The sequence below is a fragment of the Paenibacillus sanfengchensis genome (assembly GCF_036864765.1).
In the GTDB taxonomy this organism is placed as follows: Bacteria; Bacillota; Bacilli; order Paenibacillales; family Paenibacillaceae; genus Fontibacillus; species Fontibacillus sanfengchensis.
This window is the reverse complement of record NZ_JBAGJC010000001.1, coordinates 161,621-188,285: the sequence shown is the minus strand read 5'-3', so window position 1 is coordinate 188,285 and position 26,665 is coordinate 161,621. Positions and strand designations below refer to the sequence as shown.

Here is a 26,665-nt window from a genome sequence, read left to right as displayed (position 1 = left end):
ACACCATCTATAGCAACCGATCCATGGAAAAAGGAGAAGGAATAGCGATGAGATGGTGTGCTTTGGGCTTGAGTGTGTTGACGGCCTTCGCCTTCACCGCCGGATGCAGTGAGAGTCATCAGCGGATGGTGCGTGAAGAGGTGGATAAGTACAATATGAAATCCTACAATGAAGGGAACGCCCGGCAGTTGAACCGGGGAGCGACACTGAATGTGCCCCTTCTAAAAGCGCTGAAAAACGAGTGCTCCGCACGCGGCATTCGATTGACCCATGAGACCTACGCGGAAGGGCTGAACGGAAATATTACGTACAGCTATTTTATCAACGGCGATGCCCGTCATTTTATCTTGGTCCATGTGTATCCCAGCCAGAGTGAGCGGGTAAAGGAAATCAAGGAAATGTACGGAGCCAGAAACGGCTCGGTCGAAATCGCGGCGGCGGAGAAAACCTCGGTGGTGGCCCAAAAAGGCAAGGCCGCGCTCATTTATACCTCCAGCGGAAACAGGATGAACCTGTACCAAGGAGATCTTGAAGAAGTGTTTGACAATGTTTTGGCCCGCATGAATGTGCAGGAACCGTCATAGGAAAGCCCCTTCGCCGGGTGATGAAGCTTGATTCCAAGCTTGGTCCCTGCTGAAGGGGCTTTTTGATGAGGCCTCCTGTGGAAAAATTACTTATAAATTTCCCGCATGACATGACGCAGTTCGGGCAGAATGATTTTCTCCATCGCGAGTTGGACCGCTCCCTGGGAACCGGGCATGGAGAACACGGCCATATTCCCGATCGTGCCGGCAATGGCGCGGCTCAGAATCGCTGCCGGACCGATATCTTCGGTGTAACTGAGAAAGCGGAAAATTTCGCCGAAGCCGGGTAGCTCTTTGTTGAGCAGGCTGCGGACCGCTTCATAAGTCGTATCGCGGGGAGCGATCCCCGTTCCCCCGCTGAGCAGAACCGCCTCAACTCCCCGGCTGGATACCGCTTCGCGCAGAAGCTGGCGGATCCCGTCATAGTCATCTTTGACGATCGCATATTTGACGACGTTATAGCCTGCTTCCTTCAGCAGCCGCATCATCAATTGACCGCTTGAATCGGTTTCTTCCGTGCGGGTATCCGACACGGTGATCACCATGCAGGCTACCTTTTTTGGGGCTTCATTACGGTGTTCGTCTACGGATCTGATCATCGCTCGTAATCCTTTCTGTTTCGGGATTTATCTATACTATACTTTACCACAAATCCTTCCATTCCTTCATTGTTGCCCAAGCCGTTTGTTTCGGTACAAAGTTGCGCGATCGTTCCGGTTGGTGTAAACTCGCTTTCATGGAAAAAGAGCGAAAGATGGAGGAAACTTGAGATGGAGAAACGGAGTAAAGCTACACCTATATATATGCTGTCCGGTTTTTTGGGCAGCGGAAAAACAACGCTGCTGCAGCGTCTTTTGGCCTTTTGGAAGGAACAAGGCCTGCGTCCGGCCGTGGTCATGAACGAGTTGGGAGAAGTGAATCTGGACGGGATGATGGTCGGTGAAGAAGTACCGATGACCGAGATGCTGGGCGGTTGTATTTGCTGCTCGATCCGCTCGGATCTCAGTACCCAGCTGTACGAGCTGATCAAGCAGGAACAACCGGATCTGGTCGTGATCGAAGCGACCGGGGCCGCCAATCCTTTGGAAATGTTCGACGCTGTGACGGAGTCGTCCCTCTACTTGGAGCTGGATATCCGCCCGATGATCACGGTCGTGGATGCGGCTCATTTGGCGGAACTGTATGCGAAGCAGCAGGGAAAAACGTATCGTTTGATGCTGGAGCAAATACGCTGCGGCTCCGACCTCATTCTGAACAAAATCGATCGGATTGGCCAGGAGCAACAGCGGGAAATGCGGGACCTGTTGGAGAGGTTGAATCCTTACGCCAGAATCATACCGGCCGTCCGCTGCGAGGTGGACCCGGTTTACCTGCTGCATGACGGGGAGCGGGCTGAGGAAGGACATCCGGCAATGGATTTATCCGGACGGAGACACGATTCGCTCCACTTCAGCGATGGGCATACTCATGATTCTGCCGACGAAACACATCCGCATCACCACTCGCATGAACATGTGACGGTTTATACGCATTATTTTACCGGACCGGTAGACAGCGTCGAGTTTGAGCGTTTTATCACCGAATTGCCCCGTGAAATTTACCGCGGAAAAGGGATACTGTCTTTCTCCGACACCGCCAGCCGATTTTTGTTTCAATATGCCTACAGGGAAGCCGACTATCTTAAAATAACGCCGCAAGGACAGGTACCCGATGTGGTGGTATTCATCGGGGAGCATTTCGACAAAACGAAGCTGGCCGAAAAATTGTCAGCTCTAGAGGGACGAACCGCTTAAAGCTGACTTTGCTGTTTCATCAAGCCGGGTTCATGGTAATACATCGAAGAGCATGTTTACAATTGCAAACTCTGGATAGGGAGGTATTGAAACGATGATCCAGGAAAAATACCGGGAGTGCATCGAAGCTTGTATATCCTGTATGAACGCTTGTAATTATTGCTATGTTTCCAGCTTGAAGGAGTATGAACTGGCCATGCTGCGAGATTGCATCCGGCTCGACCGGGAATGCGCGGAAATTTGTGCCTTTACTGCCGAGGCGTTATCCAGAAGCACCCTATTCGCCAAAGAAATCTGCGAGTTGTGCGCTAAAGCGTGCGAAACTTGCGCCGAGGAATGCTCGAAGCATGGGCACCAGCATTGTAAGGACTGCGCGGCAGCCTGCCGCCGTTGTGCGGAAATTTGCCGCAAGATGAGCGCTTCGGCTGCCTGATGTCTTTTTCGAACGCAAAAAAAGCTGCAACCTTTAGTGTGGTATCTGCGTCTAGGGGGGCAGAGGTGATGAGAATGAAAAATAAAAAATTCAAGGCGGCTGCTGCTTTGCTCATGTCCGGCTCCATGCTGCTCGCGTCTTCGGCTTCGGCCTTCAGCGACGTGGAGGGACAGGACGCCAAAATTACCGAGTCGCTGCAGAAAAAAGGAATTATCCAAGGGATTACGGCGGAGAAATTCGCTCCACGCAGCAAGTTGACGGGCGCACAGGGCGTTTATATGGCCGTTCACGCGCTGGGACTTACGCCCAAAGACAACGGCGGGAAAAAGGGGAAAGGGAAGGCACCTTGGTACACAACCGCGCAAAAGATTGCCGAAGACCACGGCATCAAGCTGCCCGATGACTTTAAGTGGACCGGAGAAATCACGAAGGAGCAGTTTGCTTACATTTTGGATCAAGCGATCTCCGCAACCGGGAATTATCCGATGATCAAGATGTATATCGATGTGGCCGATGCGGACCAAGGGAACGCGCTCTATTCCGGGAGCATACAAAGACTCTTGCTGATGAAAATTACCGAGCTGGACAAGGACCGGAATTTCCAGCCGAAAGCGTCGATGATGCGGATCGAAGCAGCCCGCATGGTTTATAAAGCGGCCGAATTCGTAGAGGCCCATAAGGACGATACGCAGCAGGTGAATGACAACGTATCGTTCAAGCTTCAAAAAGTGAACGACGAGGTGAACAAAGTCGAATTGACCCGTCATGATCAGCCGAATCCGGGCTACGGCATCCGGGTAGCCAAGATAGAGTTTACGGAGCAGAAGAAGGCGGTCGTCCACTACGAGCTGACTTCTCCTAAACCGGACAGCGCCTATGCCCAAGTCATCACGGATTCGAAAACCGAGACATATGTTCCAAGCAGTTACACCGTTGAAATTGCCCCGTTGAAATAAACGCGCCGAAAAAGAGGGTGTCCCCAAAGTAAACGTTGGAACACCCTCACCAGCAAAATTCGTAAAAAACCAAGGAGCTAAGCGGTCGGTTCTCGCCTAGCTCCTTCAAATTATCTGCCCATCGGTGTAAAGCTATTTTTCAGCGAAATACTTGAGAACTTCGCGTAATTCAGTTGTTCGATCTTATTGGCAACATCATTGCTGTCGACGGAAAATCCGACAAATACCGAACCTTCCATGGCAATATTTCTCTCGCCGATCCGCGACCATTCCTTTCCATCGGTTGAACCATACGCAAAGAACTTATCTCCCTGACGGCCCAGTTTAAGCCAATACCCTTGCGGAACCCCGTTCAACTTGAACGGTACATCCGGAAGCAGTTGAATCCCGGCTTTTTCGGCGGCGGATACGCTGTCTAAGGTTTCCGTCAATTCATCAAATGCTCCGCCCTTATCGTTTCTTCCGGCCAGATAAGATGACCAGCTGGTTTCTTTGGACAACTTCACCCAGGAGAGACCCAGGGCCGCGGCGGCACTGTCTTCTTTCAAGTCGTCCCGGATCATCAGCCCGGTAAAGGCATGATTGTCGACGGCTCCCATCTCCTCAAGTTTTGCGGTAAATTCGAAGTCACCGTCCACTTCCTTATATACGAAATGAAAATCGTCTTTGGCGGCAGAATACAGGTCGGATCCTTTCACGCTGCTTTCGCTCTTTCCAAGCTTTCCGTTACCTTTAACGGTGATCGCATCGCCATTCATGCTTTCGGAACCCTTAATGTCCGGGTCGCCGATATCCGCGGATGTCCAACTCGCCTTAGCCAAGGTAGCGGGGGAGTTATTGACATGGATGTTGGCGGCGGAAGTTTGCGTCTCATTTCCTTCCGTATCCGTCACTCTTGCTGAGATATAGTACGAAGCTTCCTTTAATCCCTTGATCTTATACGTATAATGGCTTCCTATTTTGACGGCGTCCCCAAGATATTCGGATCCGTTAAAAACAGCCACTTTCTTGATTTTGTGTCCGAATTTGGAGGATGCTTTGATCTTGACTTCGATTTCTTTCCCTGAAACAAATAGGTCATTATTATTAGGGGCCATCAGCAGGGCTTCAGGGTTTTCGGCGGCATGGTTCATATCGACAAGACCGTTAATATATAGCTCTAACCAGGTATAACCGCTGTCTGTCACCGTCTTATATGCGTCTTTGATATCCCAGATCTTATTTTCCTTTTCCCATTTGTCGCCGATACCGTTCAGATTCGTGTCGAATTGATCGTCACGCCGTTCCTCTACGGCCCCAAAATCGGAGATATAGCCGCCGACCTCATGTTCCGTGTTGATATATCTGCCCAAGCCTTGTTCCACTTCCGCCACAATTCTTGCATCGATCGCGTCGCGACGGGGATAGGTGGCGCCCGCTTGTTGCAGAATGCTTCTCATCAGGGGTTCATTGGCCTGTTTTATGCCGGTCTTCACGTAATCGTCGAATGCTTTATTGGTGATGCCGTGATTAACCCCCCGGCTGTCCGCCGATAGGTACGGCTTGGACGCAAAGGTGGTGATATGTTCGCCGCTGTCGGCACCGGAAAATTTTACGTACTCCGAAGACCCATCCAGCAATCCCGTAAGTTTGCCGTTAATTCGGTTCCCGTCGATGTAAAACCCCCCGACCTTCGTGGATTCTCCGGCATCAAGCACCCGGTTCAGCACGTTATCCCTTGTTCCAGGACCGGCCATTTCGATATTGTTCATAAAATTCGTAAACGTGAAGCCCCCGCCGTAAGTGCCGTTAAAACCCCAGTTATAAATGACGTTGTTGGAGAACTGAACCACCGCCACATGATCGGCATCCGCGGAACCGGCATAGCCGCCGCCGAGTCTGGGATTTCGGGAAGTATGGTTCGCGTACAAATTGTGATGGAACGTCGTTTTATCACCGCCGGCAATGCCGCCATACCCATGTCTCCCTTTGGAGTGCCCGGAAAGCGTCAGGCTTTCCGAAATGATGGACCATTGGATCGTTCCATTCTCGCCTCTGTATAAGGACAAGGTTTCATCCGTATTCCAACTGAAGGAACAATGGTCGATGATAAAAGTGTCGTTGTCTCTTCCCCAAAGCGCATCCATCGAATCGCTGCCGTTATAAACATGGGTAGCGCCCGGACGGAAGGCGAGATACCTGAGGATGATATTTTCCGAATTGCTGATGTTGGTATCCCAGCCGGCGATGGTGATTCCGTTACCCGGCGCGGTTTGCCCGGCGATGGTCAGGTTTTTAATATCTTTAAATCCCAGGGTGCTTTTCAGTTCGATCGTTCCGGAAACATGAAAAACGATAGTACGCCCTTCTTTAGGCGTAGATAAAACCCCATACCGCAGCGATCCTTCAATAGGTTTGTCCTTTTCGCCGTAATCCTCGAGCGTCTTTACAATGTAAACATCGCCGCCCCGGCCTCCGCTGGCATAGGCACCGCCGCCTTCAGCACCCGGAAAGGCAACGATAGGGGTACCTCCGGAAGGTTTCTTTTCCGGATTCGCCTGTCCTGCGGCCTCGAGCGGCGGGTGCCCCAAAGTTGAAAACGCTATCGAAAAACTCAATAAAACGGCTGCCGCCTTCATGAACCTTTTACCTTTCCATTTCATGTTTGACGTATAACAAAGATACACGCGAATCGATCGACGAGGATCCTGTTATACTTCCTCCTTCCAGTGGAATGTTGTTGGTACTCGGCTATACTTTAAAACTTTTAGGACTTTATTACCTGCCAAAAACAATTCTTTTTTGTGCCAATTATTGCTCTTAGTCCTTGTGTTACAGTGAGCAAATCCATAATATGTTCTTAATAGTGCAGAACTTCGCCGCTTGGTGTTAGGCATTATGCCGATAGGGAGGAAGCTATGAAAATAAAATTTCAGCATCGCGACCAGGCGTTTCATTCCTTTATTTCCACCAATAACACCTATCCTCTTCATCTCCATAAGAATGTAGAAATCGCGATGGCCTTGACAGGCAAAATTCATATCAATATCAATGGCAAAGAATATGTTTTATCCGAAGGAGACGTAGCGATCATTTTCCCCAATCAGCCTCATAGCTACAAAACCATAGAGAAGAACCAAATCTTATTGATCTTTTTTGATGCCACATTTCCCGGAGATTTTACGGGGGACTTGCTTCACCATATCCCGGACCATTCCGTAGTCGCCAATCATCAGGTGCTGCCTGATCTCATGACAACGTTGTATAAACTATATAAAGAACAGTGCGATCAGCGTTTGCTCAAGGCTTACACTTCGGTAATATTAGGACATGCTTTGCCATTATTGTTCATGAGAAAAATAGATTACAAGAAAGACATGGAGCTCATCCCCAAAATTCTGACGTATATCGATATGCATTTTTTAGAACCCATAAACCTGAATATGCTGTCCATCGAGCTCGGTGTCAGCAAGTTCATGATTTCCCGAATCTTCTCCGAACAGTTCCGCATCTCATTTCGCGATTACATCAACGGCCAACGGGCTGCCTTTGCACATATGCTGCTGTTATCCACTACCAATCCGGTCACCGATATCGCGTTCGATTCCGGCTTCAACAGCCTGCGCTCATTCTATCGCGTTTTTAAAAAGGAATACGGGGTAACCCCCAATGAATTCCGTCGTAAGGAGTTCTAAAAAGTAATTTTCGGAATTGAAGAAAATGGTGGATTCGCAACTTATTTGTAGGATCAAGTCGAAATGAAGAAGGGGTTCGGGCAGGAAGCGGAGAACTATTTACTGTAGCTGCTGGGAATATAGTACAATTCGTAATTCTGGGGGGGACGATCATATGGAAAACTTCTTCCTTGCGGAAATTCATCGGCGTTGTTTGGCAAACGGAATGCAACCAACTGATATCCCTTCTCCCTTAACGACTGTGACTGAAGATCATCTACAGAAGCAAAAAAGGCTTTATGCCGATATTTTAGAGGTGACGAAGGTTTTTGGAGAGAACACAATTAAGTTGCTCAATGGTCAAATGGTGTTATTTCTGGTCACAGATGATGAAGGGGTGGTGATTGATTCCTTCGGTGATCGGATCATGAAAGAAAATCTATCGCAGCTAAACATTAAAGAAGGGAGTTTGATGCTCGAGCGGGAAGTAGGCATTTGTGCAACGCTGATCGCACTGGACAAGAAGGTTCCTTTTCAAACCGTGGGCACGGATCATTTCCATCTGGTATTGCACGATTCCGCCTGCCAAAGCGTTCCTTTTTCATTTCCAAGCGATCATGGGGTGTTGGAAGGAACCATATCTCTAATGACGCGCGTAGCCGATTTCAGCAATTATCAGCTTGCTATGTTGGTCAATATGGTGGAATCGATGAGGCGGGAGCTAATCCTCAGAAAAACGAACCAGCGCCAATTAAATTTGCACCATCTCATGGTAAATAACCTGGATACCGGTATTCTCTTGGCCGATCAATGCGGCGTGATTGTAGATGTTAACCATATCGCGCAATCCATGATTCCGGACTTGGTTGCGGTAGGACAGTCCGCTCTTCCTATCGCGGAGCTTGGACCGCATATCGCGGAAACTATTGCGAAGGGACGGCGGCAGCGGGGCATCGAGGTCCACTATAATGTCAAAGGGAGCCATACCGTATGTCTTGTTGACATTATACCTATTTTTGAAAATGGCAGGATTCAAGGAGCTTATGCTCAGCTTCGTGATATCACCGAGCGCTATTTACTGGAGCAGCAGGTGATTGTCAGCGAGAAACTTTCTGCTATCGGGAAGTTGGCGGCCGGTTTGGCGCACGAAATACGCAACCCGCTTACCGTAATTATGGGCTTTGTGCAAATGATTCGGTCACAACAACTTGATCCCTTAACCACGAAGTATATGGGATTTGTTCATGAAGAATTGGAGCGCGTCAAGAACCTGGTTTCCGACTTTGTCACGATGTCCAAACCTTCTGTTCCGATCGTGAAGCCGATTAAAATCAATGAGTTTCTTGATAATGTGCTTCGTGTGATGGAAGGACAGGCTGCGCTGCATGATATTCGGTATGTCCGGGATTATCAAACCACCGACGAGGATATTTTATTTGCGGATGCCGCGCAGATCAAACAGGTCTTGATCAATATTTTGCAAAACGCCGTCGAAGCTTCGCAGCCTAATGAGGCCGTAACCTTAAAAACGCGGAAAAACCGTAACCATTTAATCATAACGATTTCAGACAATGGCAGCGGGATTAGTCCAGAGAATCTGACCAAAATACAAAATCCTTTTTTTACCACGAAGGAACATGGAACGGGACTGGGGCTGTCGGTCTCATACCGGATTATCAATAATCATCACGGAGAAATTACTATCGATTCTATATTGGGTACAGGGACGGATTTCAATATTCAATTACCTTTGACAAGTATATTAAAGGAGTGTTCGTTGTGAAAAACGTTGTACAGCTCTTAGTTGAGACCTTAGTCAATCTTGGCATAAAACACGCTTTTGGAATTCCGGGGAAATCGATAGCTCCTTTAGTATTGGAATTCGGGAACCAGGATATCGAATTTATTTTGGGAAGGCATGAGAGCGGGGCAGGATTTAGTGCCGGAGGCTATGCATTCACGAACCATAATTTAGGCGTGGTCGTCGCAACTTCCGGCCCGGGAGGCACCAATCTGGTCACTGCCGCGGCGCACGCAAAAATGAACTGTTTACCCGTGCTCTTTATAACAGGTCATCAATCGGCAGCCGAATTAGGGATTCCGCAATGCCAAGATTCCTCGCAATATGGCATCGATTTGGCGGAAATCATGAAGCCGGTTACTTTGTTCAGTACGATGGTTACGCGTAGCGATACTTTTCCCGCCATCCTGACCTATGCTTTGCGCGAGGCGATGACCGGCAGAAAAGGACCGGTTCACCTCTGCATTCCTTTTGATGTTATGATCTCCCCCGTCAGCGACGCATTGGTTCAGTTACCATCCGGGAATGTGAGTTACATAGCCACCAATCTGGAGGAGATGATTCTTCAGCTTCGAAATGCCCGTAAACCGGTAATTCTTGCAGGTAAGGGTGTAGTGCTTTCCGGTGCGCAGAAGGAATTGGCGGCATTTGCCGAGACTTTTCATATCCCCATTGTCACGACTCCCGGAGGAAAGGGAAGTGTTTATTCCTCGCACCCCCTTTATTACGGGCCCTTTGGTTTAGGCGGACATCAAAAGGCTATGGACCTGTTGGAATCCGGCGTCGACTTGCTTTTGGTGATGGGGTCGCGCCTTAGCGATACAGCTTTAGCAGGCTTGGACCGTTCCCATTATCCCGGGAAAATCATCCAATTCGATATTGCTCATGAGTTTATGGGGGGAATCATAAAATCGGAATACCTTCATGTTTTCGGAGATTTACGAACAAATCTGGAGGAGATTTTACGTTTATATCCTAAAGAACCCGCCAATTTACATACAGCGAAGCCCTATCATGACCCGTTGCCTGTGTTGCAAAATCTCTCCGTTGCCGAAGTCTGCCAAGCGGTTGGTGATATGATCCCCGAAAACACGACGGTTTTCGCCGATGACGGCGCCCACGGTTATCATGCCGTCCGTTGGCTGGATTTAAAGCCCGGCGTGAAATTTTTCTTCGATTCCTATTTTGCTTCCATGGCCAATGCCATCGGAATGGCGATTGGGGCGAAATTCGCCGATCAAGACCAAAACGTCATCTGTCTGACGGGGGATGGCTGTCTATTTATGTTGGGCTCCGAAATAAACACCTGTGTGGCTGAGCGGTTGCCGGTCATTTTTATTGTCATCAATAACGGACAACTGGATATGGCATTGAAAGGGATGAGGCAGTTTACCGGTCGAACGGATGGCACTATTTTCAAACAGCCTCTTGATGTTGCCGCATATGCGGCTTCGATGGGGGCGGACAGTGCATCTTGTTCGACTCGGGGCGAATTTATACAGGTGTTTAAACAGGCATTGGGTTCCAACAAGCCTTACGTGATCGAAGTCATCGTGGATAAAGAAGAAATTCCTTCCTCGTTGGCACGTGAAATGAAGCTGGACTAGGAAAAATCAAAAGGGGTTTCTTTTTGTAGGACATAATGAAGAAGAGGGTCGTCCCCCGGTCATCTATGATGACTTTAGGGACACCCTCTTTTATTTCGTTAAATGCGGCCTGTAGCCGGTTCCGTTATATGTCCGGGCATCGCGCCGAGCGCCGGGGCATCGCCGCCCGCTTGCAGCCGGTACATTTGATAATACCGGCCGCCGAGCGCCAGCAATTCCTCGTGCGTCCCGCGCTCCACGATTTCGCCCCGATGCAGCACGAGGATGAGATCCGCGCTGCGGATCGTGGACAGCCGGTGGGCGATAATGAAGGTGGTCCGCCCCCGCTTGAGCACCTCGAGCGCCGACTGGATCAGCGCCTCGGTCTCCGTGTCGATGTTGGCGGTCGCCTCATCGAGGATCAAGATCGCCGGATCGAAGGCAAGCGCCCGGGCGAAGGAGATCAGTTGGCGTTCCCCTGCGGACAAGGTGCTGCCTTTCTCCACCACGGGTTCATCCAGCCCCTTGGGCAAATGCCCGAGGATCCGGTCGGCCCCGACATCCCTCAGCGCTTTTTCGATCGTCTCCCGGGAAATACGTTCATCGCCCAGGCTGACATTGGAAGCGATCGTTCCGGTAAACAGGTACGGGTCCTGCAGGACGATCCCCATGTGCTGCCGGATCCACTGTTTAGGCAGATCCTTGACAGGTCTGCCATCGATCGTGATCGTTCCTTTTTGCGGGTCATAAAACCGGAACAGCAGGTTGATGATCGAGCTTTTCCCCGATCCGGTATGGCCCACAAGCGCTACGGTCTGGCCTTGTTGCGCCTCGAAGGAGATATTCTTCAACACATCATCCTTCTTGTAAGCGAAGGAGACATTTTTAAACTCGACGTTCCCTTGATAACGCGGCATGGAACCGTCGGTAACGGATTCGCCCGGTTCATCCATCAGGGCGAACACGCGGCCCGCGGATACCATCGACGAATCGAGGGCCGCCAATTGGTTCACCATCCCGGTAATCGGCTGGAACAGCCGTCCCAGCACATCGACGAAAGCGTACAGGACGCCCAGCGAGATTACGCTTGAACCCGTGATCTGCGCCGATCCGAAATACCAGAGCACGAGGGCAAAGGCGAGGTTGCGGATGACATTGACCAGGTTATGCGAGGTAAAAGCGTTCAAATTCAGCATTTTGTTCTGATAGGTCATGTAATCGTCGTTCAACTTCTCGAACTCCGCCTTGGTCTGAGATTGCCGGCGGAAAATCCGGATGATCGACATCCCTTGAATCGACTCGTTGATAATTGCGTTGATTTCGCTGAGCCGGGAACGAATAATCGTGTTGTACTTCGTGGCGAACTTCCGGTAAAGCACGACCCAAGCCCAGATAATCGGCACGACAAACAAACAGATTATGCCGAGCCGGACGTCGAGCAGGAAGAGGGCCACATAGACCCCGAGCATGTTGATCACGCCCGAGAAGAAGTTGGACAGCACGGCGATGAATAAATCTTTTACGGCCTCCGTGTCGTTGGTAACGCGGGAGACGACCTTCCCGGCGGGCAGATTGTCGAAGTAGTTCACCGGGAGCCGCGAGATGTGCGCGTAGACGTCGATCCGCAGCTTCTGGATCACTTTGTTCGCCGAGGATTGCAGCCAGTAGGTCTTCCCGAATTCCATCACGATGGAGATGGCCAGGAACACGAAGTACCAGCCGACCAGTGTCAAAATGCCCGGGATTTCGGGGCGGTAAAACGCGAACACTTCCGCAGCGTTCAGCTTCCGTGCCGGATATTCGGTGACCTGATCGGACTTCGACAAGACCAGCGTGCCGTCCCGGTAGCTTCGGTCGCCGGACACGTCGTCCAACTCCGCTTCCACGAAGACGAAGGAGGTCCCTACCTGAAGAATTCGGATTTCGGCTCCGCGCGCCTCTCCTTCAGCGAACCTGTCGCTGCGTTTGAAATATCGTCCGTCATAGTTGACGGTGGATTCCCCGGCAGCGGCGGTTTCGTAGAAAGGTTTCTCGATGGCCAGCATATGATCGTCGATCATAGACCGGGCGATAAACGGCCCGGCCAGTTCGGCGGCCACGCCGATGGCCAGCATGACCAGGGCCAGAATAAAGGTGTTTTTCGCCGTCAAGGCGTATTTGAGCAGTGATTTTCCCGTTTGTGATTGCATCCCAAGGACACCTCCTTAGTCTGTCAGATTGGATTCAACCTGTTGGCGTTCGTATTGTTCACGGTACCAGCCGCCGCGCTGCAGCAGCGTTTCATGGGTACCTTCTTCGATAATGCGCCCTTTCTCCAGAACGACGATCCAGTCGGCATGTTCGATCGCCGACAAGCGGTGCGTGGAGATGAGCGTCGTTTTGCCGGAACGCTTGCTCCGGATATTCTCGATAATGCGCGCTTCCGTCCGGGCGTCGACCGCGGACAAGGCGTCATCGAGAATCAGGATGTCGGGATCGGCGATAAAGGCGCGAGCCAGCGATACGCGCTGCTTCTGGCCGCCCGAGAGGGCGACGCCTTTTTCGCCGACCAGCGTATCCAGACCGTCGGACAACGTACCGAGGTCCTGATCGAAGGCGGCGGTCCGGATCGCCTCCATGATGACCTCATCCGGCGCGTCGGGACGGCCGAACTGGATATTCTGCCGGACCGTTTTGGAGAAGAGCACCTGCTCCTGCGGAACGTAGCCGATCCAGCTGTGCAGCCGGTCCAGCGCGATCCGGTCGATCGGCGCGCCGGAGATGGTGAGCTCTCCGGTGCCCAGAGGGTACTCGTGGAGCAGTTGCTTAAGCAGCGTCGATTTGCCGCTTCCGGTCCGGCCGACGACGCCGAGCGTGGCTCCCCGGGGAATGCTCAGATGAACGTTCTCCAGATTGTTCACGGTCGAAGTCGGATAACGGAACGTGAAATCTGTAAACTCAATCGCGTCGGGCTGCCGGATATCGGCAGGCTCCGCCGGGTCCGCCACGTCGGGGCGGACGTTCAGCGTTTCGTTTACCCGATCCAGCGAGGCGCCACCCCGCTGCATAATGTTGATGAGCTCGCCGATCGCGAACATCGGCCAAATCATCATCCCCAGGTACATGTTAAAGGATACGAGATCGCCCAGGGTCAATTCATTGTGAAACACGAGATAAATCCCGTAGGTCAGGCCGATCGCATAGCTGAGCCCGACGCAGAGGCGGATCGTCGGTTCGAAATAGGCGTCGACCTTGGCAACCGCCAGATTTTTCCGGTACACATCGTTCGTAATGGCTTCGAACCGCTTTTCGTCGTTGCGTTCCTGGACGTAGGCGCGGATGACCCGAACGCCGGCAACCGATTCCAGCACCTGGTCGTTCATATCGCCGAAGGCGTCCTGCGCCTCGGTGTAACGTTCGTGGATAATCTTCCCGTAAATTTTCATCGCCAAGGCGATGAAAGGGAGCGGGATGACCGCGGCCAGGGTCAGCTTCCAACTGATCAGGGTGCTCATGGCGACGAAGATGACCGTCAGATAGGCCGTGGAATCCGTCAGCGTCAGCATGCCGAAGCCCACGGTACCCGCCACGGAGCGAAGATCGTTCGTGGCCCGCGCCATCAGGTCGCCGGTACGGTTGCGTTCGAAGAAGGGCGGGGTCATGCCGAGCAAATGGTTCATAAACCGGGTGCGCAGCAAGCGTTCCACCAGATTCGAGCCGCCGAACAGCGAATGCATCCATATGTACGTGATAAAGTAGATCAGGGCCAGGATAGCGATAATCAGCGCAATATAGGTGGTCAGCGACCCCCAGGTGATCGTGCCGGCTACGATGCTGTCGATCGCGTTGCCGATCAGCCTCGGCGGAGCAAGCTCCACGATGCCGACCAAAATAAGCAAGACAAGACCGATGGTGTACCGCTTCTTTTCCCGGCTAAAAAACCAGCCGAGATTTTTCAGAACAGAAAACATGCGAAGGTTTCCTCCTTTTTCTCTTGACTTCGAGTGGACTGGATCGACTGTGCAGGATCGGTACGGACCGTTTTTCGGCCCCGTGAAAACAGCAAAAAAGGCATAGCGTCCGTGAACGTATGCCTTAAGTTTGTTTACCTATGTCGCGTACGCTACTTGACTTTCGCAAGTAACCGCCGCAAAATCGTGAAAGCTGCTTCCAATCGCGTCAAACGGCGCGAAGGGGATCAACAAAAAACTCGCTTGAAACCTGCAGGGTTACTACGGTATTCAGTTGTTTGCGGTCTGCATCGCGAAATGCAGTCAAGTACACAATCGTAAACACCGTATTCACCCCTTTCAAATGGTAATTAATGCAAAATGCGATCTCGTATGTTGACGATTTTATCACCGGGTTCGGGAAGGTGTCAATTTATTTTTGCAAAATCCGTGCTTTCGTCTAAAATAAGGAGTGTATAGGAGGGGATGCATATGATCGAAATAACGAAAGAAGCCGCCCTTTGGTTCAAAAAGGAGCTGGGGCTGCAGGAGGGGGAAGCGATTCGTTTGTTTGCCCGGTATAGTGCGGGAGGACAAATCCATCCGGGTTTCTCCCTCGGCATCCAGTCGGACATACCCGTGTCGCCGGGCATTTCCGCCAAAGAAGAAGGCATTACCTTCTTTATGGAGGAACAGGATAAGTGGTACCTGGAAGGCTATCGGCTAAAAGTGACCTATAATGCGGCGGAAGACGATATCGATTACCTGTATGAACCTTTGGTATAGAATTCAAAAAAGCACGGGATTACAGACCTTGGATCTGTAGTTCCGTGCTTTTGCATCAGTTTTGATTAAAAAAGATATTGTCCTCCATCGCAAATTCGAAATCGCCGATATCGTAAATTTGCACCGGGGCTTCGGCTTCAAGAATCCGGCGGATCAGCTCCAGCTGGTCCGTCAGAATCGGCGCATTCTCACGCTGGGCGGCAAGCACGATTTCCGTTTCGATCGGATCGAGCAGTTCCCCATACTGCTCGTTGTCCACGGCATTGACGACGGTCCAGGAAACATGGTCGCCGAACAAAATGGCCGGACTTTTGGACCAGGGAACCGTCAGGGCGCGCTCAAGCTTTTTCCGGTTGAGCGGTTCCTCAAGGTAAGCGATCAATTCACCGATTTTACGTTTGACATGGTTGTCATCCAGCGGATCATTCATCAGCGGTTCCGGGCTTTTCTGAAATTCATAGAGCTCCATGACGGTGGTGTAAGGGACGATATATTCCACAGGTGCGGATGGCACCAATAATTCACCGTAAATTGCCACCATCACGGCTTCAATCACAAATCGACGTGACATGGTTATCCTCCTAAAGCGGCTGTTGCTATTCGTGCCTGCGTTCGGTAACACTGCCTCCAGATTTTGCTTGGGCAACTTTATTCCGCAGTGACAGGCAGTGACATGTTAATATGGAGTATATCATTAATGGGGTTACAAATACAGCGTTACGCTAAAAACAAGCGTCTGTCCCGTCGTTCAGAGGGTCGCCGGACCTTGGTTTTTAATAAAGAAGAAGAGGGATGTGCAGCCAAGTTGAAGCATTGGAAAGCTTATTTTAGGTTTGTTAGGCCTTATGCGAAATGGATCGTTCTAACGTTGATCATCGGGATTTTAAAGTTCGGCATTCCGTCTTTGCTGCCGCTCGTGCAAAAATACGTGGTAGACGACATTCTGCTAAACACGGCGGCCGATTTCGGCCAAAAGGTGGACCGGCTGTTGATCGTGCTCGGCGGTACATTATTTTTGTTTGTTATTGTCCGCGGTCCGGTGGAATACGCCAGGCAGTATTTTGCCCAACTGATCACGGCGCGGATTTTGTATGATCTTCGCAACAAATTGTATGGGCACCTCCAGCGGTTATCGCTAAGGTATTACCAGAATACGAAAGTCGGCGAGGTGATTTCGCGGTTTATCAACGATGCCGAACAGACGAAGAATATCGTGGAAGTCGGGATGATGAACATCTGGCTGGATCTGTTTACGCTGATTTTTGTCCTGGGCTTTATGTTCTTTTTAAATCCGCTCCTTACGCTGGTGGCGATTGCGATCTTTCCGCTTTATGCCATCGCGGTGAAAGTGCTCTACAAACGGCTGAAGAAGCTCACAAAGGACCGCTCGGCCGCGCTCGCCGGCATCCAGGCTTATTTGCATGAGCGCATTCAGGGCATCTCCGTTATCCGCAGCTTTGCCCTGGAGCGGCATGAGGCCCGCCAATTTGAAGGCATCAACGGTACGTATTTGAAAAAAGCGATGGCCCACAGCCGCTGGAACGCCTGGACGTTCGCCGTGATCAACACCCTGACGGATATCGCCCCGCTGCTTGTCATCGGGTATGGCGGTTATCAAGTCATTCAGCACCATCTGACCCTCGGCACCTTCGTCGCCTTTTTTGGATATCTGGACAGGCTTTACGCACCGCTCAAGCGGCTGATTAATTCGTCCACCGTGCTGACGCAGGCTTCGGCCTCGTGGGAGCGGGTGCTCGAACTGTTTGAGGAACCGTACGATATGACCGACCGGAAGGATGCGGAAATCATGCCGGGCGGGATGCACGGGATCGGCTTTCGCAACGTGTGGTTTAAATACCAGGAGGAAGGGAATTGGGTGCTGAAAAATATTTCACTGCAGGTGCACCCCGGCCAAACGGTCGCGTTCGTCGGCATGAGCGGAGGCGGGAAGTCCTCGCTGGTGGGGCTGATCCCCCGTTTCTATGATGTTCAGAAAGGGATGATCGCGGTCGGCGGGAAGGATGTGCGCGACTGGACGATGGAGAGCCTGCGCAGCCGGATCGGCATGGTGCTGCAGGACAACTTCCTGTTTAGCGGCAGTGTCCGCGACAACATCAAATTGGGGGACCCTGATGCCGATGATGAAGCGGTTATCGCCGCGGCGAGGGCGGCGAACGCGCATGATTTCATCATGGAGCTGCCGCAGGGGTATGACACCGAGGTCGGGGAGCGGGGGGTGAAACTTTCCGGCGGGCAAAAGCAGCGGATCGCCATCGCCCGCGTGTTCTTGAAAGACCCGCCGATTCTTATTCTGGACGAAGCGACGTCGGCGCTGGATCTCGAATCGGAGCACCTGATCCAGCAGTCTTTGCAGGACCTTTCGCAAAGCCGGACGACGCTCATCGTCGCCCACCGGCTGTCCACGATTACCCATGCCGACATGATTATCGTGATGAAGAACGGCTCGGTGGCCGAACGCGGCACGCATGAGGAATTAATGGCCAAAGAGGACGGGGTTTACGCGCAATTATATAATATTCAAAATCTGAACCCTGTACATTAACGGGAGGTTTTCCCGTTATCCACACCTCCTCCTTGATTCGATCCCAAAAAAGAGGTTTCCCTTTCCGCAGCGCGGGAGGGAAACCTCTTTGTGCATAAATCGTCAGATTGGCTTTACGGTCACAGCTTTCCGATAAATAGAGACAGAATACCGGCCGCGATCAGGGGGCCGACGGGTACGCCGCGGAACAGGGCGACGCCGAGCACGGTGCCGATCAGCAGACCGGCGACCACGGTCGGCTGGTTGCCCATCAGCGTCGCCCCGCGGCCGCCGAGCCAGGCGACCAGCATCCCCACGGCGATAGCAAGCAGGGACTTCCAGTGAAGGAAGGAGGCCCATAGGGTTTGCAGCGTAAGCTTGCCGCTGGCCAGCGGCGTCATAACGCCGATCGTCAGAATAATGATCCCGACGGTCAGGCCGTATTTTTCCAGCCAGGGAAAAGCGAAGTGCAAATGCAGGACGCGGATGAGCAGCAGTACGATCATGGCGACGGTAATCGGCATGTTGCTGCTGAAAATCCCGAGTGCCGCCAGGAAGAGCAGGACCAGAGATATCGTATCGAATTGGTTCATGGGTTAAATTAAACTCCTTGTTTCGGCTGGAACTACCGCTTTTTCAAAATTAGGCGAGTTCTTTCAGCAGTTCGGAAATATGCTCCGCGATCAGCCGGCCATGTCCGCGGCCGCTTTCGATGAATACCTCGTTGGCGTTACGGCCGGAGGCGATGACGCCTGCGACGTAAATGCCGGGCACGTTCGTTTCCATCGTCTCCGGGTTGAACACCGGCTTCTCCATCTCCCCGGACATCTCTACGCCGGCCTCGAGCATCAGCTTGCGGTCCGGCCGGAACCCGGTGAGGGCGAGCACGAAATCGTTCGGCACGGAGCTTGTCTTCGCATCGTTCACGGACTCGACCACAATTTCTTTTTCTTTGATCTGGATCACTCTGGATTCCAGCAGAAGCTTGATTTTTCCTTTATTCACCATGCTCTCGAAAACCGGTTTCACCCAGGGCTTGACCGACTCGGACATAGCCTCGCCGCGGTATACCACGGTAACTTCCGCATCGACGCGAACAAGCTCCATCGCGGCGTCTACAGCGGAATTGCTGCCGCCGATCACGGTGACCTTCATCCCCGCGTACGGGTGGGCTTCCTGAAAATAGTGGGAGACTTTATCCGTTTCTTCCCCGGGAATTCCCAACATATTGGGATGGTCAAAATATCCCGTAGAGATTACGACGTAGCGCGCCGGGTACTCCCATTTTTCCCCGCTGCGCGTGACGGAATGCACGATGAAGGTTCCGTCCGCCTTTCGTTCAATGCGAGTAGCTTCTTCATAGGAAGCGATCTGGACGCCATAATGGGCGCTAACTCTGCGGTAGTAGGCGAGCGCTTCATGACGGTAGGGCTTCTCGTTCGGCGAGACAAAAGGAATGTCGCCGATTTCGAGCATCTCCGGCGTGCTGAAGAATTGCATATACGTAGGGTAGGAATAAATGGAGTGAACGAGGCAATTTTTTTCGATAATGAGCGTATGTAAACCGCGCCGCTGGCATTCGATGGCTGCGGACAGTCCGCAAGGACCCGCTCCGATGATGATAACGTCTTGCATGAGAGTCCTCCTAAATTTTTTGGGGTTACCTGTACTGAACATTATTCATCCTACCGCAAAAAGAAAAGAATATCCAGAGACAGGCAGGTGAGCCGGGCATGTCCCGATTATGACGAAAGTATGAAATATGGTCGGAATCGCGTTCAAAATCCGAGAATAAAGATATAATAATATTGTAAGCGCTTCCTGTTAACCGACTATGAAGTTGGGAGGTTATGCTCATGCTGTTATGGTTGAAAAATCTCCGCAAGCAACGCCAGGCTGCCCATGTCCCTTCTTCCGTGCAGGTCTCGCTGGAAGAGGTTAAGAAGGCGGTGCTGCAATACGAAGCCGAAATGCCTGACGGCATCAACCGCAAAACGCTTGTCCTGCCTGACGGAAGTTTGGATTTGAAACGATTGGCCCGCTATATGGGCGGGTCCAGTGAACAGAAGTTTTATTTATCCCGGGAAACGTATGAAATTTTTGCAGAAGCCGACCGTGAGATTCCTTATTACTTGGATATGGTGCAGGTGGCGGTGGATCATTATGTGGAACAGACCGGCAAGCTGCCCGTGCTGGGACCAAACCAACCGGATCAGGTAGATTTCCGGCTTCTCATCAGAGAGCGCTATCTGAAAGAAATCCCGCCGTTTCCCCTCTATATTACGGATCAGGAAATGCTTCTCACCCATCGGCAGAAACATGTGATGTGACTCGTGCCCCCGTCCTCGTCATTGACAGCTCCTATACAATAGATATGGGAGATAGATGAGAACGGGGGAGAATTATGGAACGGATAAAAGCGGTTTTGTTTGATTTGGACAACACGTTAATGGATCGGGACTGGACCTTTCGGCGATTCGCCGAGCAGCTTGTCCGTGAGTGCTTGCGGGTTGCCGGACCGGAGGAGCAGAAATCCATCATCGAATATATGATTGAGAGCGATGCGGACGGTTATCGGCCGAAGGAAGGCTTTTTTCGGGAACTGATCGACCGATTGCCCTGGGCTTCCAAACCGGATCTGACCGAACTAAAAGCGTACTATGACCGAAATTATATGTCTCACGCGCGGATTATGAATCATGCGGAAGAAGCGCTGGCGGCATGTAAATCGCTCGGCTTGAAGCTGGGGATCATCACCAACGGCTTCAGCCATTTGCAGTATGGCAAAATCGACCGCCTTGCGCTGCGGGGACATTTTGATGAGATTGTCGTTTCCGGTGATCTCGGCATCAAGAAGCCGGATGAACGGATTTACCGCATCGCGCTCGAGCGCCTCGGCACCAAGAGCGAGGAGACCCTTATCATCGGTGACCACCCCGTTAACGATATATGGGGGGCTGCGCAGGTCGGTATCCGCGGAATTTGGCTGTTGCGCAAACACGCCTGGCCTGACCATCTGGAAGGCGGCAAGCCATGGCGGACCATAAGGGAACTGAACGAGGTCGAGTCCTGCCTCAGGGAGTTCGCTTCGGACTGTATCGTAAAATAGTCTCATCCCGGGTTGACAAATGTTGCCTGATACCCTATGATGTAAACAAATCTTTTGAAGGAGGCTGGTAATTATGTACGAAGTATACGGAAATGTTTCTTTCGCTGCTCAACATAAGTTTACGGTCTCCGATCGGGCTTTGTTTATTTAAGGCACACACATTCCATTCATGTCAATAATGGAGTGATGATTCGTCTTGAATGAAGGAATATTGCCGTGGGACCGTAAAGGTCCTGCGGTTTTTTTCGTCCCGTGAGTGTTATTTACTGTGGGCGTAAAAGGTTATTAAGACGCAGGCTGATGCCTTGCGTCTTTTTTTACCCCAGAAAGGAATTTTGTTGAAATTTACCAAATGGAGGAATTCAAATTTGACGTTGACAACGAATCAAGACGTATATGATGAAAATGAAAAAACGGGTCTCTCCGCCTTTGGCTGGAACTCCGATTGGCAAACGGCTTTTGACGGGCTGGAGCTGGAGGACGTGCACCCGGGACGGGTGATTGCCGATTACGGTCATAAATACCGGATTGTGACAAAGCGTGGAGAAGGCTGGGCGGAGCTGTCGGGCCGGATCCAACATGAACTCGGTGACCGAAGCGCCTATCCGGCTGTAGGCGATTGGATTGCGGTGCGATTTATGGCGGAGGAGCAAAACGAAGGTATCATCCACGGCATATTGCCCAGGGCGAGCCGGATTTCCCGCCGGGCGGCCGGCTCGGTGCCGACGGAACAAATGATCGCGGCGAATGTGGATGTATTGCTGCTGGTGGCCGCCTTAAACTTCGATTTTAATTTGCGGCGGCTGGAGCGCTACCTCGTTATGGCATGGAACAGCGGGGCGAATCCGGTCATTCTGCTCAGCAAGGCCGACCTTTGCGAAGATCCCGGGCACCACGTCCGGGAAACGGAGAGCATTGCTCCCGGCGTCCCGGTCATCGCGGTCAGCGCCAAGGAGGACCAGGGCCGGGAGGAACTGGAGGCCCTGCTTCGGCCGGGGATGACCGTGGCGCTAACGGGTTCCTCGGGGGCGGGCAAATCGACGATTCTCAATTGGCTGGCGGGCAAGGAAATTCAGCTTACGCAGGGAATTCGCGAGAGCGATAGCCGCGGCCGCCATACAACCACGCACCGGGAGCTGTTTATCCTGCCGCAAGGCGCGGTGATGATCGATACGCCCGGAATGCGCGAACTCGGGCTTTGGGAGGACGGCGGCGGGTGGTCCGAAGCGTTTACCGACATCGAAGAGCTCGGCCGAAAGTGCCGGTTTGGCGATTGCCGTCATGAGCGGGAAGAAGGCTGTGCGGTAAAAGCGGCGGTAAACCGCGGGGAACTGGATCCGAAGAGGCTGGAGAATTACCGCAAAACGGAACGGGAACTGAAATTCCAGGCGTCCAAAGAACAGATACGGCAGCGAAACGACCGCAAGAGCAAAGGAAAAAAAGACGCCCGCCGCGGCAAAGGCGAGCAGCGGAGGCGTCTGACCCTGGACATGGATTAGCCATCCGAGGCTAATCCTTTATCTTTTTAGTGGAAGCCACTCCAAAACGTCTTGAATTTTAGCGTCCCAGTAAGCCCAATCATGATCCCCCGGACCTTCTTCGTAAGTCAATGTCAAGCCGGCTTGAAGACAGGTATCCCGAAAAACGAGATTGTCCTGGTACAAGAAATCTTCGGTTCCGCAGCATTGATACAGACGCGGCGCCTGATCCTGCGATCCGCTTTCCTGATACTGCCGCAGCAATGCGAGCAAATCATTCTCGGAACCGAGCGGCCCTTGCTCACCGAAGATCCGCCGGAATAATGCACTGAGTTCCCGGGGACCGTGGACATGATCGATAAAATCATGGTGAATGTCCAGGGCACCCGACAGGCTCGCCGCCGCGGCGAACATCTCCGGCTTGCGCAGCGCCAGCTTAAACGCGCCGTAGCCGCCCATAGACAAGCCGGCGACGAAATTATCCTCCCTGCGGTCGGATAAAGGGAAGAACGAGCGGCAAATGCTAGGCAGTTCTTCGCTGATGAACGTCCAATACCGGTTCCCCTGCGCCATATCGGTATAAAAGCTAAGGTCCGCCTGAGGCATAACCACGGCGAGACCGAGGTCGGCGACATAGCGCTCGATCGAGGTTCTCCGCAGCCAAATCGTATCATCGTCAGACATGCCGTGCAGCAAATAGAGGGTTGGATAGGGGCCGGACCGGGCGGTCCCGGGCATGCCGATTTGTGAAGGGGCGGACTGGGGCAAAATGACGGTCATAGAAGTGCTGAGCCCAAGCACTTCAGAAAAGAAACGGCATTGCAGAAGAGCCATGATGAAAACTCCCTTTCCTAATTTAAGTTGAAGTCTGAAAGCGTAACCAGGAAACACTATGTACAGTATATCGTGTTTTGGTATGCCAGGGGCAGATGTTTCATCGCGATTTCCCGTAAAGTGGTACAATAAAACAATAGCTGTCCATTCGGGGAAAAAACGATGCTGGGTGGGGGTGGAACATTTGGAATTTCCCTGGAAACGAAATTTATACGTGTTGTGGTTAGGTGTCTTTTTTTGCAGTACGGCCTATTCGATGGCCATTCCGTTCATGTCTCTTTTTTTGGCCCATGACCTCGGCGTGACCAAGAATGTAGCGCTTTGGTCGGGCTTCGCGTTCGGCATTACATTTTTGGCCGGCGCATTGATTTCGCCTTACTGGGGCTCGCTGGCCGATAAATACGGCCGCAAACCGATGCTCTTGCGGTCGGGCTTTGCGCTTTGCGCCGTTTATATTCTAAACTCGCTGGTTCAGACGCCGCTTCAGTTGATCGTCGTTCGGATTTTATCGGGGCTTCTGGCCGGTTATGTACCCGCGGCCATCGCGCTTGTTGCGACGAATACGCCGGAGAAGCGTGTCGGCTTCTCCCTGGGTATCATGTCGACGGCAGGTGCGGCGGGCGGCATTATCGGCCCTATGATCGGCGGCGTTGTCAGCAAGTTTTTCGGGTATCGGGAGTCTTTCTTGATGGCCGGGGCCGTGGTGTTTATCTCCGCGATGATCGCACTCATCTTCGTCAAGGAACAGAACTTTGACCGCACCAAGGAGCGGTCCCATGTTCTGGACGATCTGAAGCAGGCGAAGGCCAACGGGCCTTTTATGCGTTACCTGGGCATCGTGATGATCGTTACGGCCTCCGTCATGGTTCTCGAACCGTTGTTGTCCCTGTATGTGCTCGATTTGGGGGCTACCGAGTCGGACGCTTCATTGAGTTCCGGCATTATTTTCTCGGCGGTGGGAATCGCCACCGTGCTGGCGGCACCGGTTTGGGGGAAGATCGGGGAAAAAATCGGTTACCAGAACACCCTGCTGATCGGTCTGCTCGGCGGAGCGCTCGGCAATATGCTGCAATTGTTTTTCCATAACCTTGCGGGCTTCGGAATTTTGCGATTTATCTACGGTTTGTTCTTTGCGGCTGTTTTTCCGGCGCTTAACGCGCTGATCGTCAAGGCAACGGACCCCGAGTTCCGGGGCAGGGCCTTCAGTTTGAACCAATCGTCCAGCCAACTGGGGAATATGGCGGGTCCGATCGCCGGAGGAGCGATGGCGGGTTGGGTGGCCATTCCGGTCGTGTTTGTGCTGAATGGAGTGCTTTTGGCCGGTGTAGCCGCCTATATGCTCGCGAGTCGGGGGCGATTATCGAGAAATAAGGGAACTTCTGTCGAACCTGTGGAAACCTTGTCAGACCGGGGTTAAAGGTGAGTTTAATCCTCCCGAAAGTGGTTTATTTAGAAGTAAGAAAGGCCGACAGGAAAAAAGTTCCTGCGCGCCTTTCAAATGACCTCGTGGAGGTAGGGGATTATGGCGATAGACCGGTTTATCATTAAAAAGATTCAAACCTGTACCTATGAACCCATGCGGCAAAACCTGCTCAGACTTTTATTGATTCGGATTCAAAAGGCTATGAACGAAGAAGAGGCCATGACGTCAGTTTTATAACCGTCGTCATGGCCTCTCTATTTAGGCGATGCGAAATTTGCTGGTTTAACGAGCAGGGAAGCGTTATTAATAGAGCGAAAGCGCCAATGAATCAAATTCGCTCTTGCTGTGCAGGATCGCCTCCGAGCCTTCGATTTCAATGCTGATCAAGGAGTTCAAACATTTCTTCAAGGCTTGTTTACCGTTGCGGAATTTGTTCTCCAGCGCGCTGGTCAGCAATTTCAGGGTACGCTGAACCGGTTGTTTGGTATCGGTGTTGAAATATACGGGAACTTGATTGTTTTGGAAAGTAATGATAATTCTCATAGTTAATCACCTCTATACAGTGGTCTCATAATGCCATTCTAATGTACTTAGCTTAAAAATAGATTAAGATAACATTATAATTCAATTAAGGATTTGTAACACGCAGAATGACAGGGTTTCATTGTCATTCTGCTTTTCTATTTTATCTACGATTTTATGAGGAAATAAGTTTCAAATCGAAAAAAAAACTGATTCACCTCATTATTTTTTGGGTAGATGGTATTAGATTACCATTTTTTACAAACCGTCTTCGCGTTTGAAGAGTGGTATGATTACAACAAACCTTTATATCAACGGGATAAGTCGAAAATATACAGAGAGAAACGGAGATAAATCCATGCATGGAGGAGGTAAGCGAATGTTCTTGGCTGACACATTACATCAAAGCGCCTGGACGCTGGAAGCGAATGAAATATTTTATTTGGCCGATATGCTGGGAGCGAAGAGCCTGCTTGACATGGACAATCCACTGATTGGATATTTGCGGAGCGGAGAGAACGAAGGCTGGAATAAAGCGGAATATTCGTTAAAGTCAAAAGGGGTCCTTAACGCAGCCGCGGATTGCGAAGCAACTGCCGTTGCGGAACCTCTGCTGTCCAGCTTGTCGGCTGCCTTCGACGCGGATAAAGCTTGCTGGGTGAAATATTATGCCGAAAACAGGGTGCATGAGCAATTTTTGCACATCACCGAGGAACGGGTAGTGTCTTTGGAGCGCCTGCACGAGAATCCGGCCTTGCATCGCATCGATGAGTTTGGCTGTCTCTACCAGGCTTGCGGCATTCTTGCCGGGAAAATGAAGTGGAACACGCACAACTTGGGGGACATCCCCGCATTACTGCTTTCTAAGCGCAACTTTAAGGAGATTCTTGTCCGTCTGGACGAGATGGGGTTAAACGAAATTATGTCCCGGCTGGCCAAAGTATCCGATGATCAAGAAGGAATCATAGCCCTGGCAAAATGTATGAAAACCCGGGTAGCGCACGGAAGCTTGCGATTATATACCCGAGGAACGGACGGATGGGAGAGCCAAAGCGCCCAGTTTATTAACAATCACCATATGAATTGGCTGATTCGCAGCAGCACCAGGAAAGAGGAGGATTGGCTGATTGCCACGCCAACGCCGAATGAAGCGTTTCAGGATATGATGCGGCACTGGTTTGAGCATCCCAAAGAAGCTTTGGCAGCCGTTAAACAGAATACGAATTGAGCAGTAAG

Annotated in this window: 23 protein-coding genes; 14 read left to right on the top strand and 9 right to left on the bottom strand. The window is 51.6% G+C overall.

All coding sequences use genetic code 11. The features are described from left to right. Positions 1 to 47 precede the first annotated feature (47 nt). The gene (locus V4U84_RS00845; protein WP_334072904.1) at positions 48 to 584 is read left to right on the top strand and encodes a hypothetical protein; all 537 of its coding nucleotides are present in this window, start codon (positions 48 to 50) and stop codon (positions 582 to 584) included. A gap of 86 nt (positions 585 to 670) precedes the next feature. Here V4U84_RS00845 and V4U84_RS00840 read toward each other — a convergent pair whose 3' ends face one another. Continuing rightward, positions 671 to 1,183, bottom strand: a complete 513-nt coding sequence (locus V4U84_RS00840; RefSeq protein WP_334072903.1) for a MogA/MoaB family molybdenum cofactor biosynthesis protein — start codon at positions 1,181 to 1,183, stop codon at positions 671 to 673. Between the two features lie 171 nt (positions 1,184 to 1,354). On the opposite strand from V4U84_RS00840, the gene V4U84_RS00835 reads away from it, so the two are divergent. The 3 genes from V4U84_RS00835 (at position 1,355) to V4U84_RS00825 (ending at position 3,766) form a co-directional block, all read left to right on the top strand. Beyond that, entirely contained in the window at positions 1,355 to 2,377 is a 1,023-nt protein-coding gene (locus V4U84_RS00835; RefSeq protein ID WP_334072902.1) for a CobW family GTP-binding protein, read from the top strand. Between the two features lie 94 nt (positions 2,378 to 2,471). Then, a complete protein-coding gene (locus tag V4U84_RS00830) occupies positions 2,472 to 2,810 on the top strand; it encodes a four-helix bundle copper-binding protein (RefSeq protein ID WP_334072901.1) in 339 nt (112 codons plus the stop codon). 68 nt (positions 2,811 to 2,878) lie between these two features. Continuing rightward, positions 2,879 to 3,766, top strand: coding sequence for a protease complex subunit PrcB family protein (locus tag V4U84_RS00825; RefSeq protein ID WP_334072900.1), 888 nt, complete (start codon positions 2,879 to 2,881; stop codon positions 3,764 to 3,766). A 110-nt stretch (positions 3,767 to 3,876) separates the two neighbouring features. Here V4U84_RS00825 and V4U84_RS00820 read toward each other — a convergent pair whose 3' ends face one another. Further along, a complete protein-coding gene (locus tag V4U84_RS00820; protein ID WP_334076596.1) occupies positions 3,877 to 6,363 on the bottom strand; it encodes a hypothetical protein in 2,487 nt (828 codons plus the stop codon). A gap of 300 nt (positions 6,364 to 6,663) precedes the next feature. On the opposite strand from V4U84_RS00820, the gene V4U84_RS00815 reads away from it, so the two are divergent. The 3 genes from V4U84_RS00815 (at position 6,664) to V4U84_RS00805 (ending at position 10,827) form a co-directional block, all read left to right on the top strand. Beyond that, positions 6,664 to 7,440, top strand: coding sequence for an AraC family transcriptional regulator (locus V4U84_RS00815; RefSeq protein ID WP_334076595.1), 777 nt, complete (start codon positions 6,664 to 6,666; stop codon positions 7,438 to 7,440). A gap of 154 nt (positions 7,441 to 7,594) precedes the next feature. After that, positions 7,595 to 9,202, top strand: coding sequence for an ATP-binding protein (locus V4U84_RS00810; RefSeq protein ID WP_334076594.1), 1,608 nt, complete (start codon positions 7,595 to 7,597; stop codon positions 9,200 to 9,202). After that, complete coding sequence (locus tag V4U84_RS00805) at positions 9,199 to 10,827, top strand: thiamine pyrophosphate-binding protein (protein WP_334076593.1); 1,629 nt, start codon at positions 9,199 to 9,201, stop codon at positions 10,825 to 10,827. Before V4U84_RS00810 ends, V4U84_RS00805 begins: the two co-directional genes overlap by 4 nt. 98 nt (positions 10,828 to 10,925) lie before the next feature. Here V4U84_RS00805 and V4U84_RS00800 read toward each other — a convergent pair whose 3' ends face one another. Continuing rightward, complete coding sequence (locus V4U84_RS00800; protein ID WP_334076592.1) at positions 10,926 to 12,995, bottom strand: ABC transporter ATP-binding protein; 2,070 nt, start codon at positions 12,993 to 12,995, stop codon at positions 10,926 to 10,928. Positions 12,996 to 13,010: 15 nt separating this feature from the next. After that, complete coding sequence (locus tag V4U84_RS00795; RefSeq protein WP_334076591.1) at positions 13,011 to 14,756, bottom strand: ABC transporter ATP-binding protein; 1,746 nt, start codon at positions 14,754 to 14,756, stop codon at positions 13,011 to 13,013. A gap of 471 nt (positions 14,757 to 15,227) precedes the next feature. Here V4U84_RS00795 and V4U84_RS00790 point away from each other — a divergent pair, with 471 nt between their 5' ends. Beyond that, complete coding sequence (locus V4U84_RS00790) at positions 15,228 to 15,521, top strand: HesB/YadR/YfhF family protein (RefSeq protein WP_334072893.1); 294 nt, start codon at positions 15,228 to 15,230, stop codon at positions 15,519 to 15,521. Positions 15,522 to 15,576: 55 nt separating this feature from the next. On the opposite strand, the gene V4U84_RS00785 is transcribed toward V4U84_RS00790, so the two are convergent. Next, positions 15,577 to 16,092 carry an ADP-heptose synthase gene (locus V4U84_RS00785; protein WP_334072892.1) on the bottom strand — a complete coding sequence of 172 codons (516 nt, stop codon included), beginning with the start codon at positions 16,090 to 16,092 and terminating at the stop codon, positions 15,577 to 15,579. A gap of 234 nt (positions 16,093 to 16,326) precedes the next feature. On the opposite strand from V4U84_RS00785, the gene V4U84_RS00780 reads away from it, so the two are divergent. Then, positions 16,327 to 18,084, top strand: a complete 1,758-nt coding sequence (locus V4U84_RS00780; RefSeq protein ID WP_334072891.1) for an ABC transporter ATP-binding protein — start codon at positions 16,327 to 16,329, stop codon at positions 18,082 to 18,084. Between the two features lie 119 nt (positions 18,085 to 18,203). On the opposite strand, the gene V4U84_RS00775 is transcribed toward V4U84_RS00780, so the two are convergent. Together V4U84_RS00775 and V4U84_RS00770 are read right to left on the bottom strand one after the other, a co-directional pair. Then, entirely contained in the window at positions 18,204 to 18,656 is a 453-nt protein-coding gene (locus V4U84_RS00775; protein WP_334072890.1) for a DUF441 domain-containing protein, read from the bottom strand. A 49-nt stretch (positions 18,657 to 18,705) separates the two neighbouring features. Next, on the bottom strand, positions 18,706 to 19,698 hold the full coding sequence (locus tag V4U84_RS00770; RefSeq protein WP_334072889.1) for a YpdA family putative bacillithiol disulfide reductase: 993 nt from the start codon (positions 19,696 to 19,698) through the stop codon (positions 18,706 to 18,708). Positions 19,699 to 19,919: 221 nt separating this feature from the next. Between V4U84_RS00770 and V4U84_RS00765 the strand changes: the two genes are divergently transcribed. The 3 genes from V4U84_RS00765 (at position 19,920) to rsgA (ending at position 22,671) form a co-directional block, all read left to right on the top strand. Then, positions 19,920 to 20,393, top strand: a complete 474-nt coding sequence (locus V4U84_RS00765) for a DUF3939 domain-containing protein (protein WP_334072888.1) — start codon at positions 19,920 to 19,922, stop codon at positions 20,391 to 20,393. A gap of 74 nt (positions 20,394 to 20,467) precedes the next feature. Beyond that, positions 20,468 to 21,172: an HAD family hydrolase gene (locus V4U84_RS00760; protein WP_334072887.1), complete on the top strand. Its 705-nt coding sequence runs from the start codon at positions 20,468 to 20,470 to the stop codon at positions 21,170 to 21,172. A 368-nt stretch (positions 21,173 to 21,540) separates the two neighbouring features. Continuing rightward, the gene (rsgA, locus tag V4U84_RS00755) at positions 21,541 to 22,671 is read left to right on the top strand and encodes a ribosome small subunit-dependent GTPase A (RefSeq protein ID WP_334072886.1); all 1,131 of its coding nucleotides are present in this window, start codon (positions 21,541 to 21,543) and stop codon (positions 22,669 to 22,671) included. Positions 22,672 to 22,689: 18 nt separating this feature from the next. Here rsgA and V4U84_RS00750 read toward each other — a convergent pair whose 3' ends face one another. Beyond that, positions 22,690 to 23,484 carry an alpha/beta hydrolase gene (locus V4U84_RS00750; RefSeq protein ID WP_334072885.1) on the bottom strand — a complete coding sequence of 265 codons (795 nt, stop codon included), beginning with the start codon at positions 23,482 to 23,484 and terminating at the stop codon, positions 22,690 to 22,692. Between the two features lie 184 nt (positions 23,485 to 23,668). Between V4U84_RS00750 and V4U84_RS00745 the strand changes: the two genes are divergently transcribed. Further along, positions 23,669 to 24,901 carry an MFS transporter gene (locus tag V4U84_RS00745; RefSeq protein ID WP_334073367.1) on the top strand — a complete coding sequence of 411 codons (1,233 nt, stop codon included), beginning with the start codon at positions 23,669 to 23,671 and terminating at the stop codon, positions 24,899 to 24,901. Positions 24,902 to 25,210: 309 nt separating this feature from the next. Here the strand turns inward: V4U84_RS00745 and V4U84_RS00740 are convergent, their stop codons facing one another. Next, a complete protein-coding gene (locus V4U84_RS00740; protein WP_334072884.1) occupies positions 25,211 to 25,450 on the bottom strand; it encodes a hypothetical protein in 240 nt (79 codons plus the stop codon). Positions 25,451 to 25,808: 358 nt separating this feature from the next. Between V4U84_RS00740 and V4U84_RS00735 the strand changes: the two genes are divergently transcribed. Further along, the gene (locus V4U84_RS00735) at positions 25,809 to 26,657 is read left to right on the top strand and encodes a hypothetical protein (protein WP_334072883.1); all 849 of its coding nucleotides are present in this window, start codon (positions 25,809 to 25,811) and stop codon (positions 26,655 to 26,657) included. Positions 26,658 to 26,665: the final 8 nt, after the last annotated feature.